Source organism: Mesorhizobium sp. M0910, from assembly GCF_040319465.1.
GTDB lineage: Bacteria > Pseudomonadota > Alphaproteobacteria > Rhizobiales > Rhizobiaceae > Mesorhizobium.
Map to the genome: position 1 here is coordinate 317068 of NZ_JAMYNZ010000004.1, position 14991 is coordinate 332058.

The window sequence follows — 14991 nt, forward strand, 5'->3', positions numbered from 1 at the left end:
CTACGACCTGAGCGGCGCAACCAGATCGCGAGGGGTTCCGTCGCGGTCTGCCCTTTGCAGCGACAACTCTCCTGCCTTGGCATGATAACTGTCAGTTTCGTTGGTCAAGAAGGCCACTATGCTGTCCCGCGCGCGTCGCGCCTCCGGCATGTCGATCAACGGCCAGACATGGAACATGCCTTGCTCGTGGACGACCTCAATGTCGACGCCGGCCGCGCGTGCCTTTTCCGCGAAGATCAGATTGTCGGGTGTAAGCAGATCGCGTGAACCGGTCAGCAGCAGCGTTTTGGGCAGCACCGACAGGTCGCCGTAAACCGGGCTGATGCGCCAGTCGGTGGGATCTATGCCGGCGCTGTAAAGCCGGATCGCCTCGCGGCCGCCGGCAATGCCCAGCCATGGATCGTTGCGTTCGGCCTCATACATTTCTGGGTTGGCGAGCGACACGTCAAGGCCGGGCGAAATCAGCACGTGGCGCGATGGCAAGGGCAGGCCGTCTTGCGCAGCCATCATGGTCAGCACGACAGCCATGTTTCCGCCGGCGGAATCGCCCATGAAGATGATGTCATTTGCCCTGGTTTCGCCGAACATCTGGCGGTAGACGGCGCCGACCATACCGAACATCGCGTGGAAATCGTGTTCGGGAGCAATGGGATAGATCGGCACGGTGATACCGAACCCGAGGCGGTCGGCCATGTCGGCGATCAGCCGCCAATGATAGGGGGTGATTTCAAAGACGTAAGCGCCGCCGTGCAGGTAGAGAATCCGCCTCCGCTCACCAGCCTTGGGCGCGATCTCGTAGACGGGAAAGCCGTTGATCGTGCGGGTTGTGATCTCCAGGCGCGACCGCAGCGACGCAGGCGGCCGATGGTTTTCCGTCTTGCGCGCATAGGCGATCCAGCGCTGCAGGTTCTCCGGGCTGGAAAACGCCTTCTTACGGCTGTACCTGAGCACGAACGAAACGACGTGGCTTTTGAGACTGGGCATGCAGATACACGGACTTCGGCTGAGCCGACTAAGAGAACCCCCGACTATTTTGAAGATTGTGTCGCCACCAAAAAAGTCAATATTTATGCAATCTCAACACGGTGATTTGACTCCAGCTGGCGATAAAGCCTCAGGTCCATGAAGTCGCTAGCCCACCTGGGCAGCTCAGCGCCGCGGGCGGCAGTGCGGCGCGCAGCCAATTGCTGGGTGCAGCCGGAGCCGCATTGCGGCCCCGGCGAATACCAAGCAGCTTGCATTTGTCGATGAAGTTCATCCGCGCTGCATGCCCCAGCCGACCGAAAGCTGCCTTTCGCTTGAACGCGGCGACACCGGCCAGCCAATGTCCTTCTGGATCTCAGGCGGCAAGCTGTTGAGGATGCGCAGCGACTTGCGCGCTTCGCGTGTTTTCTTGAAGGCCGCACCATAGCGGCCGAGGCTTCCGAACATCGACATCTTGATCTCCTTTGGAGCGTTGCGGTGGCCGACAACTGTTTCTGCCTGCCGTTCGATGCCGGTTAAATGCTCCGCACATGTATCTGGCGGATTTCACGAAAACGCGATTTCGTTTCCAGATCGGCGCGATCTGGAAACATTTGCATACAAATGAAAATAGAAAGGCTGACAGCCGAGCGGAGGCGAGTCATCCCCGCCCGCGCCGCGCGGCGTGGCCTTCGCGCGAACGCCGTCGCGGGGCAGCGTCGCCGGCAATGCCGTCTTCGCTCACCGTCTTGCGCGGCGGCAGTTTCACCGCCGCCGACAGCTTGGGGAACGGGTCGATCTTATTTGGGAGCGCCATGGCATAAACGAAATGTTCCTGGAATTTCGGCTCCAGCGCCGTCTCGATCTTCTCGATCCTGCTGACGGTTTCCTCGATCTCGCGGCGATAGCCGCGGTTCAGGAGCGCCATGCGGGCGCCGGCGCCGGCCGCATTGCCGACGGCCGAGACCTTGTCGAGGTCGCAGTCCGGGATCAGGCCCAGCACCATTGCGTATTTCGGATCGATGAACGAGCCGAACGCGCCGGCAAAATGGATACGGTCGACATGTTCGGTGTGCTGCTTTTCCATCAAAAGCTTGGTTCCGGCATAAAGCGCCGCCTTGGCAAGCTGGATGGCGCGCACGTCGGTCTGGGTAATGGTGATCTTGGGCTCGCCTTCCTTCAGCACATAGGAGAAGGTGCGGCCATTGGCGACGACGCGAGGCGAGTGGCCGCTCAGCGATCCATCGACGACGCCGTCCTCGGAAATGATGCCGGCGAGGTACATCTCGGCTACCACCTCGATGATGCCGGAGCCGCAAATGCCGGTGACGCCGGTCGCCTGCACGCTGTCGAGGAAGCCCGGCTCGTCGGACCAGAGTTCCGAGCCGATAACGCGGTATTTCGGCTCCAGCGTTTCGGGATCGATACGGACGCGTTCGATTGCACCCGGTGCGGCGCGCTGGCCACCGGAGATTTCCGCACCCTCGAAGGCCGGGCCGGTTGGCGAGGAGGCCGCCACGACCCGCTGGCGATTGCCGAGCACGATCTCGGCATTGGTACCGACATCGACGATCAGCATCATCTCGTCCTGCCGATGCGGGCCTTCCGACAGCGTCACTGCAGCCGCATCAGCGCCGACATGGCCGGCAATGCAAGGCAGCATGTAAAGCCTGGCGCCCTGGTTGAGTTTCAAGCCGATATCCGATGCCTTGATGTGCACGGCGCCGGAGACGGCTAGCGCGAAGGGAGCGCCGCCGAGTTCGGTCGGATCGATGCCGAGGAACAGATGATGCATGATCGGATTACCGACGAAAACGGAATCCAGGATATCGTTACGCTGGACGTTGCCTTCGGCGCAGACCTTGTCGACGAGGCCCGAAATGGCCTCGCGCACGGCGACCGTCATGCCTTCGCGGCCGTCCGGGTTCATCATCACGTAAGAGACGCGGCTCATCAGATCCTCGCCGAAGCGGATCTGCGGATTGGAGGTGCCCGACGAGGCGGCGACCCGACCCGACAGCAACGACACCAGATGCATGGCGATCGTGGTCGAGCCGATATCGCAGGCAAGCCCGTATGCCTCGTTCTTCAGGCCAGGCCACAGAGCGATGACCCGCGCGGTCTCGCTGTCGGTGTCCTTGTGGATGGCGGCCGTCGCGGTCCAGTTGCCTTTGCGCAAAATGCCTTGCACCTGCGGCAACAGATGGAAATCGAAATCTAGGCTCTTGAGGCCCCAGTCCTTCATCAGCGCGATCTTCAGGCGGTCGAGGTCGCCGAGCGGCTTGTGCATGTCGGGTTCTTCGATCTCGACATAGCACATGCGGATAGCCGCATCGCGGGCGATGACCCTGGTATCGGCGTCCTTGCGGATAGTCTGCGCGTTAATAACGGTGTCCTGCGGCACGTCGACGACGAGATCGCCGAGGATCTGTGCCGAGCAGGACAAGCGGCGCCGCTCGGGGAGCCCGCGAACGCGCTCGTAGCGCTCTTCCTTGGCGCCCTTGGGCGAGAGGTGATCGTTGGAGGAGACGATCTTGTGCTTGGCGAAATTGCCTTCCTGCACCTCGATCTGGCAACGCCCGCAAGTGGCACGCCCGCCGCACACGCTCTCGACGTAGACACCAAGCTGGCGCGCGGCATCCAGAACCGGTGTGCCGACCGGAAACCGCCCGCGCTTGCCCGACGGCATGAACAGCACGAGCGGATCAGTGATGTTGACGGGAGAGTTCATTCGTTCCAGACTTTACTTTCTACGCTGCTCGGGTCTTGGCCACGGCAGCGATGCCGCTGTGTTTCGGTTCCTCCCAGTCGTAAACCCATATCGTGTCGGCCAAGCCATGGCTCAACCCCGGGCCATCCGCGCTTCGCGGCCGCCGCGCCTGCGTCCGCCATTGCCATTGCCATCGCCCGGCGCGTTGACCTGCGTCCGGGCGGCAACGGCCTGGCCGCCTTCAGCAGGCTTGTAGTCCTTGTATGTCCTGATCCAGTTGGTGCAGTTCTCGTCGGTGCCGTTCAGCACGTTGGCGCCGCGCACCGCTTCCATTTCCTGCGGCCGCACCGGGTTCATGATCGCCGAGGTCATGCCGGCGCCGATCACCATCGGGATGAAGGCGGCGTTGATGCCATGACGGTGCGGCAGGCCGAATGAGATGTTGGAGAGGCCACAGGTGGTGTTGACCTTGAGCTCCTCGCGCAGCCGGCGTAGCAGGGCAAATACCTGGCGGCCGGCATCGCCCAGCGCGCCGATCGGCATGACCAGCGGGTCGACGACCACGTCATGCGCCGGAATGCCGAAGTCGGCGCAGCGCTGAACGATCTTCTTGGCGACGGCAAAGCGCACATCGGGGTCCATCGAAATACCGGTCTCGTCGTTGGAAATGGCGACGACCGGAACGTTGTATTTCTTGATCAGCGGCAGGATGGCTTCGAGCTTTTCCTCCTCGCCGGTGACGGAATTGACCAGCGGCCGGCCCTTGGCGACCTTCAGCGCCGCTTCGATCGCGGCGGTCACCGAGGAGTCGATCGACAGCGGCAGATCGACCAGGCCCTGCACGATCTCCAGCGTCTGCACCAGCAGCGCCGGCTCGGTGGCGTTGGGGTCGACTGCGGTGACGCCGGCGTTGACGTCGAGCATGGTCGCGCCGCAGGCGGCCTGCTCCAGCGCATCCTTGATGACGGTCTCAAAATTGCCGGCGATCATTTCGGCGGCGAGCTTTTTGCGGCCGGTCGGATTAATGCGCTCGCCGATCACGCAGAAGGGCTGATCGAAGCCGATGATGATTTCTCGTGTCGCCGAGGCGACGATGGTGCGGGTCATGAAATCTCTCCATCGTGATATAAAGAGTTCTTTATATCGTTATCTGTTTGTGATCAAGCGAATGCTGACGATTCGCGCTGTCAATGCGCGGTTTTGACCATGTCGACCTGGGTTTCGGTGAGGTCGTCATGCAGTATGTGGTCGAGCCGGTCGGCAACGAGCTGGTCGTCGCGGCGGATTTCGCGCTTCCATGGCCGGCGACCCTTCAGCACGCCGGATTCGTCGACGATCTCGGCGACGTATTCTTCCTGGCGATAGGCCATCACATGAACGCCGGACACACCGGGAATTTCCTTCACCTCATTGATGATGTCGATGCAGAGCTGCTTACCTTCCTTCTTCTGATCCTGAGCGCCTTCCAGGCGCTTGACGATCTGATCGGGAATGTGAATGCCCGGCACGTTGGAGCGGATCCATTTGGCCGTCTTGGCCGAGGCCAGCGGCCCGACGCCGCACAGGATGAAGCATTTCTCGGTATAGCCGAGATCGCGGACCTTCTGCATGTAGGTACGGAACATCGGCACGTCGAAGCAATACTGGCTCTGCACGAACTGCGCGCCGGCAGCGATCTTCTTGCCAAGCCGATAGGGCCGGAAATCGATCGGCGGCGCGAACGGGTTGATGGCCGCGCCAAGGAAAAGCTGCGGCGGGGTCGTCAATTTGCGGCCGGACAGGAATTTTCCGTTGTCGCGCATGATACGGCAGGTTTCGAGCAGCGACATGCAGTCGAGATCGAACACCGGCTTGGCGCCGGGCTGGTCGCCGGCCTGCACGCCGTCGCCGGTCAGGCAGAGCATATTGGCGACGCCCATCGCAGCACCCCCAAGCACGTCGCCCTGGATGGCGATGCGGTTCCGGTCGCGGCAGGCGATCTGCATGATCGGGGCATAGCCCATGCGGGTCAGGAGGGCGCAGATGCCGACCGACGACATGTGGCAGTTGGCGCCGGAAGCGTCGACGGCATTGATGGCGTCGACCCAGCCGTCGAAAATCCTGGCGCGGTTGTAGACGTCTTCCGGATCGGCGCTGTCGGGCGGATTGAGCTCGGTCGTCACTGCGAATTCGCCGCGTCTCAATACGCGCTCCAGGCGACCACGCGAGGTGTGGCCGGGCAGGGGATCGAGCGGCAAATGGATGCCGGCCGGATTCTCGTCGGGCTGGCGGCCAATCATGCCGACGCTCCAGTGTTGGTAATGTTCCGGGCCGCATCGCGGGCGGCCGCCGCCTGCGCGGTGACGCGCAGCCACGCGGAGGTCTCGCGCAAGGATTGGTCGACCGGTTTCTGCACCTCCAAAATCCTGTCGCCATGCACCATGTTCCGCGAGCCTTCCCAGGCCTTAACCCAGACGCAGGGCATATCAGGCTCGACCTCGCAATTGCCGTTGGCGCGGACACCGCCACAAGGGCCGTTGCGCAATTGCTTAGGGCAGTTCATCGGGCACGACATGCCGGTCGAGGAAAGGATGCACTGGCCGCACATGCGGCAGTCGAACATGAAACCCTTGACGCGCTTTTCGACGAATTTCACCGGTCCTTCGACGCGGCTGTAGCCGATGCCCTTCCAAAGCGGGTGGAGGAGCAGAAACATGTCGGCGAATTTGGCGTAAAACCATTCGAGCAACCGCGAATGCCGGACCGACCAAAGCCGCACTGCAAACGAACGCTGCACGCGCCGCTGCGGCGACACGTCGGCCGGCTTGTAGTCGGATTTCGGCGCCGCCTTCCTGACGATGGTCGCCTGCGTCAGGCCGGTCTGAGCCGTCGTCGCCGGCATTGATTGGGGATCAGACATTTTCTTTGCCGCCCGCCTTGACCAGAGCTATCAGCCGCTCGCGGTCGTATTTCGCATCGATTTCCTGAAGAGCCTTCTCCGCCTCGGCTTCAAGATCGTCACCGACTAGGATGGGTTCTGCCTTGCGCCATTCGGCAAGATAGTCGTCGGTGCCGCCGGCGCCGGTGCGCATGGCGCACATGTCGATCGCCTCGGTGAAGCGCAGCGGCAGTTCGCGCTTGGCGTTCTGCCGGCCCTTTTTGACGATGACCTGGGCGGGGATGTCGCGCCAGTAGACGACGATCAGATCGGCCATGAATTCCTGCTCCTGCAGAGCGCCGCGCGTCCAATCGAACGCACAAACGATGCTCTACCATCTAACTCCGCTGCATCGTGCCCTCCAAAGATCGATTCCGATGTTTTGGGCCAATGCAGTGGTTTCGAGCATTGCCGGAAGCGCTGTTGGGCTGCTTGTTATGGGACGACGCGGGGGCCTTCAAAAGCGACGCAATCGACGGCCGCGGTTGAAAGCGGAGTCTTTCAGCACAGGTCAGCCGGCGCGGCCATCGAAGCTGCCGACCAGCTTCCTGTGGAAACGCACGTAACCTCGTTCGGTCGTGCCTAGATGCTCCGCGACGATCTCATGGAAGCGCGGCAGGCGGTGGAAGGGAACGGCCGGATAGGAATGGTGCTCCGAATGGTATGGCATGTTCCAGGCCACGAAGCGCACCAGCCTGTTGGTGAAGGTGGTGCGGGTGTTCTCGAGCATGTTGGCGACATGCGGGCACAACGCGTGCTCGGCCAGCAGGTAGGCCCGCAAAAACGGCTGTCCTACCAGCACCGGCACGATCCAGACCCACAACAGCAGCGCCGACTGTATGGTGAGAGATGCGGCCAGCAACACCGCATAACCGATAAGGAACAGCCGTGCTTCGGCAACCACCTTGCCGCGACTCTTTTCCGGTACGAAGCCGTCGCGATTGCGGCCAGCCGCATTGGTTGCGACCACGCGGCCCATGGCGATCCAATAGGGGCCGCCCGACAGATAGCGCAGATATTGGCTGACGGTCTCCGGCTTCGGCGCCCTCAGTTCGGGGTCGTTTTCGGGGTCGTGCGTATGGCGGTGATGGGCGAAATGGAAATAGCGGAACCATGCCGGCGGCAGCAGGATCAGGAAGCCGGCCACGGCGGCAACAGCGCGATTGAGCCACGCCGTCCTGAACGCCGTTTCATGGATGGTCTCGTGCAGCGGCGTGAAGAAGAAGACGATCAGGATTCCCTGCGCAAGACGAGAAGCGGCCAGAACGGGATGCGGGCGGCGATCAACGCGCCCAGCAGGATAACCAGCCCGCCATGGGCGGCCAGCCGGAAAATGCCTGGCCGGTCAAGCCTGGCGGTGAGGTCGCGACGGTCCTCGACCGAAAGGCCGGCAATGATGGTGCGGTGATCGATGTCGCTCATGATGCAATGTTAGCGGCGGGTGGGCATCCGGTAAATCGGCGCGTCACCAGACGCCGTTCGTTATCCCGGTCCAGAGATAGGACCAGACCGTCGGGTGATACCATTGTTTCGAAGGCAGGCCGGGCTCGACCGTGCCGAGCTTGCCGGCCAGCGCATCTCTGACCGCCTCGACGCAGATGTCGCGCGAGAACGCCGCCTGCCGCAACGCGTAGCTTGAAATTGTGTCGCCCGGCTGCGGTTTTGCCGGGTCAGCATCATCGTGCCGAGTTGACCGATGGCCGAGGCCCAGCCTTGCCGTCGCGCCCGTCCGAGAAGCAATTGCTTTTTGGATTCAGGTGCTTCGAGGATAACACTGACCGGCCCGAGTTGATCGGCGACCGCGTTGACGATCGCCCAGATATGCGAGCCGCCTTCGGTGACGACGACGATCGGTCGTTGGTTTGGTTTCGACCGTGCCATGGTTCGCGACCTCCGCAAAGACCTGTTCTTTGCGCGCGAATGCTAGGCTGACCGGGTTAACCCTTGGTGATCGGGGCTCAGCGCTTGAGTTCGAGGATGTCGAGCTTCGATTCGTAATAGGGCGCCGGGAACTCGATGCGCCATTCGCTGGCGCTGTTGCGGAAGGCATAGCCGACCTGATCGCTTTCCGGGCCGCTGCCGTAGGGCTTTGCCGGATCGTCGTTGACGTAGAAGGAACCAACATAGATGGCGCGTTTCTCGCCATCGTCGAAGAAGCGGCCCTTGGTGCGCTGCGAGCCGGTGATCTTTTCCAGTCTCCAGCCGGAACCATCGTCGCTCACCTTGCATTTGAACCAGCCATAGATGACGAGCGGGCTCAATCCGCCGGCCTTGATGGTGCGGCATTGCCACTTGCCGGTCAGGTCGTTGTCGGAGAAGGAAACCAGCGGCTTTGCCAGCAAGGCGTCGAGCTGCTTGACCTCGGCCGGATCGCCGGCCTTCGCCTCGTCAAGCGCTGCCTTGCGCGTCTCGCCATATTTGTCGAGCCGCGCCTTGTCGGCAGCCGTTATCAACTTCTGCACCTCGCCGTCGGCGAACGCGGGCATGGTCAAGCGGAGGACAGTTGCTGCGGCAAACATGAGGCGAGCGATCATCGGTGGCGTTTCCCTGTTGATGGCTAGAGCAGCCCGTTTTCTTGTCTGGCGCATACCTTAATGTTTCGCCACGTTCTGTCATCCGTGCTTGGGCATCGACAGCGGAAACGAGGTGGAAAGAATGCGGATCTTGCTGACGGGATCGTCGGGCTGGCTGGGCAGCGCCTTGGCACCGCGCCTGCGGGCCCTCGGCCATGACGTCACCGGCCTCGATCCCGTTCCGTCTTCGGAAACTCCAATCGTCGGCTCAGTCGCCGATCGCGACCTGGTCATGCAGGCGGTCGAGGAGAACCGCATCGAGGCCATCATCCACAGCGGCGCGCTGCACAAGCCCGACATCGAACGTTATCGCAACGAGGATTTCGTCGAGACGAATGTGCGCGGCACGCTCAACCTGCTCGATGCGGCCGCTGCATTCGCGGTTCAGCGCTTCGTGTTTACGTCGACGACATCGCTGATGATTTCCGAGGCCATACGCGCCGGTTTCACGGGAGGCGCGCGCAAGGCGGCATGGCTGACGGAAGACATGTCGCCGGAGCCACGCAACATCTATGGCGTCACCAAGCTTGCCGCGGAACATCTTTGTCGCCTTTACCAGCTCCAGTTCGGCCTTCCGTCGATCGTACTGCGCACCGCTCGGTTCTTTCCCGAAGCAGACGATATGGCGCACGTGATCGAACAGTCGGACGCCAACACCAAAGCCAATGAGCTTTTGTTTCGCCGGCTGACGGTGGAGGATGCTGCCGATGCCCATATCGCTGCCTGGAGAAAGCACCGCAATTGGGCTTCGACATCTTCATCATTTCGGCACCGACACCGTTCCAGCCCGAGGATTGCGCGGCATTGATCGCCGATGCACCCTCGGTCGTCGCACGCTATTTTCCGGATTATCCGGCACTCTACGCGAAGAAAGGCTGGACGATTTTTTCGTCGATCGACCGGGTCTACGATGCGTCGCGAGCGAGGGACCGGCTGGGTTTCGTCTGCAAGACGAGCTTTGCCGATGTGCTCGCCGGGCTCGAAGCTGAAGAAGGCCTTGCCTAGAAGTACCGTCAAGCCAGGATTGCAGCGCTGGCCAGTTCCTTCGTCAGGTCACCATAGCCGGTCGAGCGCCGCTCATAGGCGAGACCGAGCATTTTCGCCGCCTTTTCGGCGACCTTGTCGAGTTCCGGGTCGTCAGTCTGAGCGATATAGATCAGCTTCTCGTAGTTGCCGAAATAGTCCTTGATCAGCTCCGGGTGCTTGTCCAGGCCGAGCGGCTTCATGAAGAAGGCATCGAATTGCCGGCAGAGGAAATCGGTCATGTAGAACGACATCATGTCATCATCGGCGACCTTCGCATAGGTATCCATGCCCTGGTAGAAAGCAAAGCAATGCGGCCCGGCCATGCGCTCGACGCCATGCTTCTCGCAGATCCGATCGAGCAAGCCACCCGTGCCGCAATCGGCATAGCCGACGAAGATGTGTCTGTAGCCGTCGGTCTTGGCCTTCTCGATTGCCTTGTCCATGGCCGGCGCGATGCGGTCCGGATAGAAGTGGAACTCCGCTGGCAGGCAGGTCAGGTCGAGATGGTCGAGCCCAAGCTGCTCCTTGACCGCCAAAACCTCGCGCGCAATCATCCCGCAGGCGATGACGAGCAGCCTGTCGCCCTGATCGGATTGTTGTTTTCGCGCGGTAGTCATGGAACCAGTCTAATCCATCTTCGTTGCTGTCCAGCGAATTTATATGCTGAGGGAGACACCATTCATGAAATTGTTCCGCGTTGCGCCAATCGCTATTCTCGCCTGCGCCTTGGCTGTTTCGGCCTGCGCCAACACGGTGCGCGGCGTCGGTAAGGATATCAAATCCACTGCTAAAGCTGTTGACGATACCGTCAAGAAACCCTGATCCGCACGGCTCTAAACATTTGGGAATAAAAAAGCCGCACTGCAAGGCGCGGCTTTTCTCGTTGGTGCCGGACTTATTGACCTCAGGCCGAAGCGCGGACGTTGTGCTTGCGCTTCATGAAGTCCTTGGCGGTCTCGACCGCCACCGCGGCGTCGCGGCAATAGGCGTCGGCACCGACGGCTTTGCCGAATTCCTCGTTGAGCGGCGCACCGCCGACCAGCACAACATAGTCGTCGCGAATGCCCTTTTCCTTCATCGTATCGATGACGACCTTCATGTAAGGCATGGTCGTCGTCAGTAGCGCTGACATGCCGATAATGTCGGGCTGGTGCTTTTCGATGGCATCGAGATATTTTTCGACCGCATTGTTGATGCCGAGGTCAATGACATCGAAGCCGGCGCCTTCCATCATCATGCCGACCAGGTTCTTGCCGATATCGTGGATGTCGCCCTTGACGGTGCCGATCACCATCTTACCCTGCTTTGGTGCGCCAGTGGCGACAAGCAGCGGACGCAGGATGAACATGCCGGCCTTCATCGCGTTGGCCGACAGCAGCACTTCGGGAACGAACAGGATGCCATCGCGGAAGTCCTCACCGACGATGCGCATGCCTTCGACCAGAGCCTCGGTCAACACCTTGTAAGGCGCCCAGCCGCGTTCGAGAAGGATATTGGTGCCTTCCTCGATTTCTTCCTTCAACCCGTCATAAAGATCGTCGTGCATCTGCTGCACCAACTCGTCGTCGGAGAGTTCCGAAAGGATGATCTCGTCGTCGGCCATTTTTTCTCAGGCTCCTTGCCGGCTACAACTATCGCGGCAGCTTAAAAATATCGCGCCAATACCTAACCCGCATGGGCCGGTTGTCCATAGCCGATTTGCGACTTCCCGCAAAACGAAAGCGACCGTAAATCTCTTGGAATTCTTGTCGATTTTGCGACAGGCGTTGGCGCTGGCGGGCCGTTTCGAATAGGGTGCATGGCTACGATCCGGCCAGAGACCGCAATATGCGGCCGCAAACGGATTTCAGGCCGGTACAAGAGCCCGGCCGGAGTAAATCAAGGCCAGAACGAAAGCCAGGGAAGAACGATTATGAGTGAGAACGCGCCGGTCGATCAGGAAGCGTCAAACGCGCGGCGCGGGCGCGCTGCCAGCGGTGGCGCCGCAGCCCGACGGGCTGCACGTTCGGGCGGCGGCCCCGGCACACAGCTCACCTATATCAAGCGCAAGATCAACGTCTATGAAGTGCTGGACGAGGAAGGGCTGGCGCTGATCGAAAAGAACACCGACACGGTGCTGGAGGAGATCGGCATCATCTTCCGCGACGACGCCGAGGCGCTAAAGCTTTGGAAAGAGGCGGGCGCCGACGTCAAGGGCGAGCGGGTGCATTTCCCCAAGGGCCTCTGCCGCTCGCTGTTGAAGACCGCTCCGTCCGTGTATACCCAGCACGCCCGCAACGGCGAGCGCTCGGTGCAGATCGGCGGCAACGCGACAGTGTTCGCGCCGGTCTATGGACCGCCCTTCGTGCGCGATCTCGACGGCGTCAGGCGCTATGCGACGATCGAGGATTTCCGGAATTTCGTAAAACTCGCCTATATGGCGCCGTCGATCCACCATTCGGGCGGCACGGTTTGCGAGCCGGTCGATGTGCCGGTCAACAAACGGCATCTCGATATGGTCTACAGCCATATCAAATATTCGGACAAGCCGTTCATGGGCTCGGTGACCGCGCCCGAGCGCGCTGAAGACACGGTGGCGATGGCCAAGATCGTGTTTGGTGACGATTTCGTCGAGAACAACACGGTGCTGACCAGCCTGATCAATGCCAACTCGCCGATGGTCTTCGACGAGACCATGCTGGGAGCGCTGAAGGTCTATTCGCGCCACAATCAGGCCTGTATCGTCACGCCGTTCATCCTTGCCGGTGCGATGAGCCCGGTGACGGTCGCCGGCACGCTGACACAGGTTTTGGCCGAGGTTCTGGCCGGGGCATCGTTCACACAACTGATCCGGCCGGGTGCGCCGGTTCTGTTCGGCACCTTCGCCTCGTCGATCTCGATGCAGTCGGGCGCGCCGACTTTCGGCACGCCGGAGCCGTCGCTGGTCTCGTATGGCGCCGCACAGCTTGCCCGCAGGCTCGGCCTGCCGTTCCGCACCGGCGGTTCGCTCTGTGCTTCAAAAATCCCCGATGCGCAGGCCGCCTACGAGAGCGCCAACACGCTGAACTCGACGATCCTGGCCGGCACCAATTTCGTGCTGCATTCGGCCGGCTGGCTCGAGGGCGGTCTCGCCTCCTGCTACGAAAAGTTCATGATGGATATCGACCAGCTCGGCATGACGCAGAAGTTCTCCGAAGGCGTCGACCTGTCGGAAAACGGCCAGGCGATGGACGCCATCCGCCAGGTTGGCCCGGGCAGCCACTATCTCGGCTGCGACCACACCCAGGCGAATTTCCAGACCGCGTTCTACCGTTCCAACATCGCCGACAACAATTCTTACGAGCAATGGCTGGCCGAAGGCGAAAAAACCGCGCCGCAGCGCGCCAACGAGCTCGCCCGCCGCTGGCTGGAAAGCTACGAGGCGCCGCATCTCGATCCGGGTATCGACGACGGGCTGAAGGACTTCATTGCCAGGAAGAAGGCGTCGATGGCCGACGCCTTCACCTGAAAGGAGCCCGAATCAGGCGGGGCTAAAGTCGCCAACATCATCCACAAGGAAGTCTGGCGGAGCGCCTTCTCCGACCCGGACAAGAAGGGATGATCCTCGAGCGCAGCATGGTCGAAACCATCGCGGCGGCACTTTCCGCACACGGTCTCGTGCTTTGCGGCGGCTTCAATTTTGCAGGCGCTGAGAAGGCGCCTTCCGATCTCTCCGGCGCTGCCGCCAAATCCATCCTGCTGGTGGGGCAGGCGGGTGCCGCACCTTGGCCGCACTTCATGCGCTGGCTGGAGAAACAGTCACAGCCGATCGACGATCCGCTCGACAGATGGTCGCGCGAAGTGATCGGCGCGGTGGCCGGAAAATTCGGGGCGCGCGCGGTGTCGCCGTCCGACAGGCCTTATCTGCCATTCCAGCAATGGGCGATGCGTGCGGAGGGGCTGAAGCCGTCACCGCTCGGCATTCTCATGCATCCGCAATATGGGCTCTGGCATGCCTATCGCGGCGCGCTGCTGTTCGAAGACGAAATTGCGCTCCAAGAACCCCGCGACATAATTCACCTTTGCGATACATGTCTGGAAAAACCTTGCCTGAAATCCTGTCCGGTAAAGGCTTATTCTGCGGATGGTTTTGCACATGAAACCTGTCTGGCCCATGTGCGCGGGCAAAACGGCGCGCCCTGCCGCACCGGCGGCTGCCTTGATCGCAACGCCTGTCCTTACGGCACCGACTATCGCTATCCGGCCGAAGTTCAGGCCTTTCACATGGCAGCATTCGCGCGTCTGTAGCGTCGCCGATGCCGCACGAAATCTTGAAGCAGATCGCCTCACTACAGCTTGCCGCGACGGTCACCGCGGGTATCTATCGCACGCCGGGCCGGTCGGCATTGTCGGCTACTGCATGGGTGGAGCGCGGGCGCTGAACGCAGCGGCCAGCTATCCCGGCCGCATCGTCGCGGCGGCCAGTTTCCACGGCGGCAATCTGGCTGGTGACGCTGCCAACAGTCCGCACCGGAAGGCCGCTTCGCTCAAGGCAAGGGTTTATATCGGTACGGCCGGCACAGATCGCAGCTTTCCGCCCGCGCAAACGGCGCGGCTGGCTGAAGCGCTGCGCGCGGCCGAGGTCGACCATGTCATCGAGAACTATGCCGGCATGGCGCACGGCTGGTGCGTGCCGGACCACAGCGCCTTCGATGCAGCCGGCGGCGAGCGCCACTGGAAGCGGCTGACGACGCTGTTCGCGGAGACGCTCGGTCAGGGCACGCCAACCGTTACGACGTGACGGCGCGCCAGAAAATTCTTTCCATCGCCCCAAGGAACAGCCA

General features: G+C 61.6%; 17 protein-coding genes and 2 pseudogenes. 6 read left to right on the forward strand and 13 right to left on the reverse strand.

Annotation, left to right across the window (positions count from 1 at the left end; genetic code table 11):
- The 11 genes and pseudogenes from NKH78_RS12500 to NKH78_RS12550 all read right to left on the reverse strand — a co-directional run bounded on the left by NKH78_RS12500 (position 1) and on the right by NKH78_RS12550 (position 9124).
- A complete protein-coding gene (locus NKH78_RS12500; RefSeq protein ID WP_352737209.1) occupies positions 1 to 984 on the reverse strand; it encodes an alpha/beta hydrolase in 984 nt (327 codons plus the stop codon).
- Between the two features lie 270 nt (positions 985 to 1254).
- A complete protein-coding gene (locus NKH78_RS12505) occupies positions 1255 to 1437 on the reverse strand; it encodes a hypothetical protein (RefSeq protein ID WP_352477599.1) in 183 nt (60 codons plus the stop codon).
- Positions 1438 to 1624: 187 nt separating this feature from the next.
- The gene (locus NKH78_RS12510; protein ID WP_352688163.1) at positions 1625 to 3694 is read right to left on the reverse strand and encodes an ASKHA domain-containing protein; all 2070 of its coding nucleotides are present in this window, start codon (positions 3692 to 3694) and stop codon (positions 1625 to 1627) included.
- Positions 3695 to 3805: 111 nt separating this feature from the next.
- On the reverse strand, positions 3806 to 4780 hold the full coding sequence (locus NKH78_RS12515) for a methyltetrahydrofolate cobalamin methyltransferase (protein WP_023676516.1): 975 nt from the start codon (positions 4778 to 4780) through the stop codon (positions 3806 to 3808).
- 80 nt (positions 4781 to 4860) lie between these two features.
- Positions 4861 to 5952, reverse strand: coding sequence for a methylenetetrahydrofolate reductase (locus NKH78_RS12520; protein WP_352477600.1), 1092 nt, complete (start codon positions 5950 to 5952; stop codon positions 4861 to 4863).
- Positions 5949 to 6572, reverse strand: coding sequence for a methylenetetrahydrofolate reductase C-terminal domain-containing protein (locus tag NKH78_RS12525; protein ID WP_352505747.1), 624 nt, complete (start codon positions 6570 to 6572; stop codon positions 5949 to 5951). The genes NKH78_RS12520 and NKH78_RS12525 overlap by 4 nt, the downstream gene beginning before the upstream one ends.
- Positions 6565 to 6867, reverse strand: a complete 303-nt coding sequence (locus NKH78_RS12530) for a virulence factor (RefSeq protein WP_352505748.1) — start codon at positions 6865 to 6867, stop codon at positions 6565 to 6567. The genes NKH78_RS12525 and NKH78_RS12530 overlap by 8 nt, the downstream gene beginning before the upstream one ends.
- Before the next feature lie 234 nt (positions 6868 to 7101).
- Positions 7102 to 7854 (reverse strand): fatty acid desaturase, encoded by a 753-nt coding sequence (locus tag NKH78_RS12535; protein WP_352883067.1) that lies wholly within the window; start codon positions 7852 to 7854, stop codon positions 7102 to 7104.
- Complete coding sequence (locus tag NKH78_RS12540) at positions 7821 to 8012, reverse strand: hypothetical protein (protein WP_352821436.1); 192 nt, start codon at positions 8010 to 8012, stop codon at positions 7821 to 7823. The genes NKH78_RS12535 and NKH78_RS12540 overlap by 34 nt, the downstream gene beginning before the upstream one ends.
- A 43-nt stretch (positions 8013 to 8055) precedes the next feature.
- Positions 8056 to 8471: pseudogene (locus tag NKH78_RS12545) on the reverse strand (hypothetical protein).
- Positions 8472 to 8548: 77 nt separating this feature from the next.
- Complete coding sequence (locus tag NKH78_RS12550; protein ID WP_352882993.1) at positions 8549 to 9124, reverse strand: DUF4893 domain-containing protein; 576 nt, start codon at positions 9122 to 9124, stop codon at positions 8549 to 8551.
- Between the two features lie 121 nt (positions 9125 to 9245).
- Here NKH78_RS12550 and NKH78_RS12555 point away from each other — a divergent pair, with 121 nt between their 5' ends.
- Both NKH78_RS12555 and NKH78_RS12560 read left to right on the forward strand, forming a co-directional pair.
- On the forward strand, positions 9246 to 9971 hold the full coding sequence (locus tag NKH78_RS12555; protein ID WP_352882995.1) for an NAD-dependent epimerase/dehydratase family protein: 726 nt from the start codon (positions 9246 to 9248) through the stop codon (positions 9969 to 9971).
- Positions 9968 to 10168 (forward strand): hypothetical protein, encoded by a 201-nt coding sequence (locus tag NKH78_RS12560; RefSeq protein ID WP_352882997.1) that lies wholly within the window; start codon positions 9968 to 9970, stop codon positions 10166 to 10168. Before NKH78_RS12555 ends, NKH78_RS12560 begins: the two co-directional genes overlap by 4 nt.
- An 8-nt stretch (positions 10169 to 10176) precedes the next feature.
- On the opposite strand, the gene NKH78_RS12565 is transcribed toward NKH78_RS12560, so the two are convergent.
- Positions 10177 to 10806: a DUF1638 domain-containing protein gene (locus tag NKH78_RS12565; RefSeq protein WP_254818173.1), complete on the reverse strand. Its 630-nt coding sequence runs from the start codon at positions 10804 to 10806 to the stop codon at positions 10177 to 10179.
- A gap of 64 nt (positions 10807 to 10870) precedes the next feature.
- Between NKH78_RS12565 and NKH78_RS12570 the strand changes: the two genes are divergently transcribed.
- On the forward strand, positions 10871 to 11011 hold the full coding sequence (locus NKH78_RS12570; protein ID WP_023676507.1) for an entericidin A/B family lipoprotein: 141 nt from the start codon (positions 10871 to 10873) through the stop codon (positions 11009 to 11011).
- An 82-nt stretch (positions 11012 to 11093) separates the two neighbouring features.
- On the opposite strand, the gene NKH78_RS12575 is transcribed toward NKH78_RS12570, so the two are convergent.
- Positions 11094 to 11792 carry a cobalamin B12-binding domain-containing protein gene (locus tag NKH78_RS12575; protein WP_023676506.1) on the reverse strand — a complete coding sequence of 233 codons (699 nt, stop codon included), beginning with the start codon at positions 11790 to 11792 and terminating at the stop codon, positions 11094 to 11096.
- Between the two features lie 309 nt (positions 11793 to 12101).
- On the opposite strand from NKH78_RS12575, the gene NKH78_RS12580 reads away from it, so the two are divergent.
- From NKH78_RS12580 to NKH78_RS12590, 3 genes and pseudogenes are all read left to right on the forward strand, one after another.
- Entirely contained in the window at positions 12102 to 13676 is a 1575-nt protein-coding gene (locus NKH78_RS12580; protein ID WP_254818174.1) for a trimethylamine methyltransferase family protein, read from the forward strand.
- Between the two features lie 89 nt (positions 13677 to 13765).
- Positions 13766 to 14455: a hypothetical protein gene (locus tag NKH78_RS12585; RefSeq protein WP_352706034.1), complete on the forward strand. Its 690-nt coding sequence runs from the start codon at positions 13766 to 13768 to the stop codon at positions 14453 to 14455.
- Positions 14456 to 14540: 85 nt separating this feature from the next.
- Positions 14541 to 14948, forward strand: a pseudogene (locus NKH78_RS12590) (dienelactone hydrolase family protein); the annotation flags it as partial.
- Between the last annotated feature and the right edge of the window lie 43 nt (positions 14949 to 14991).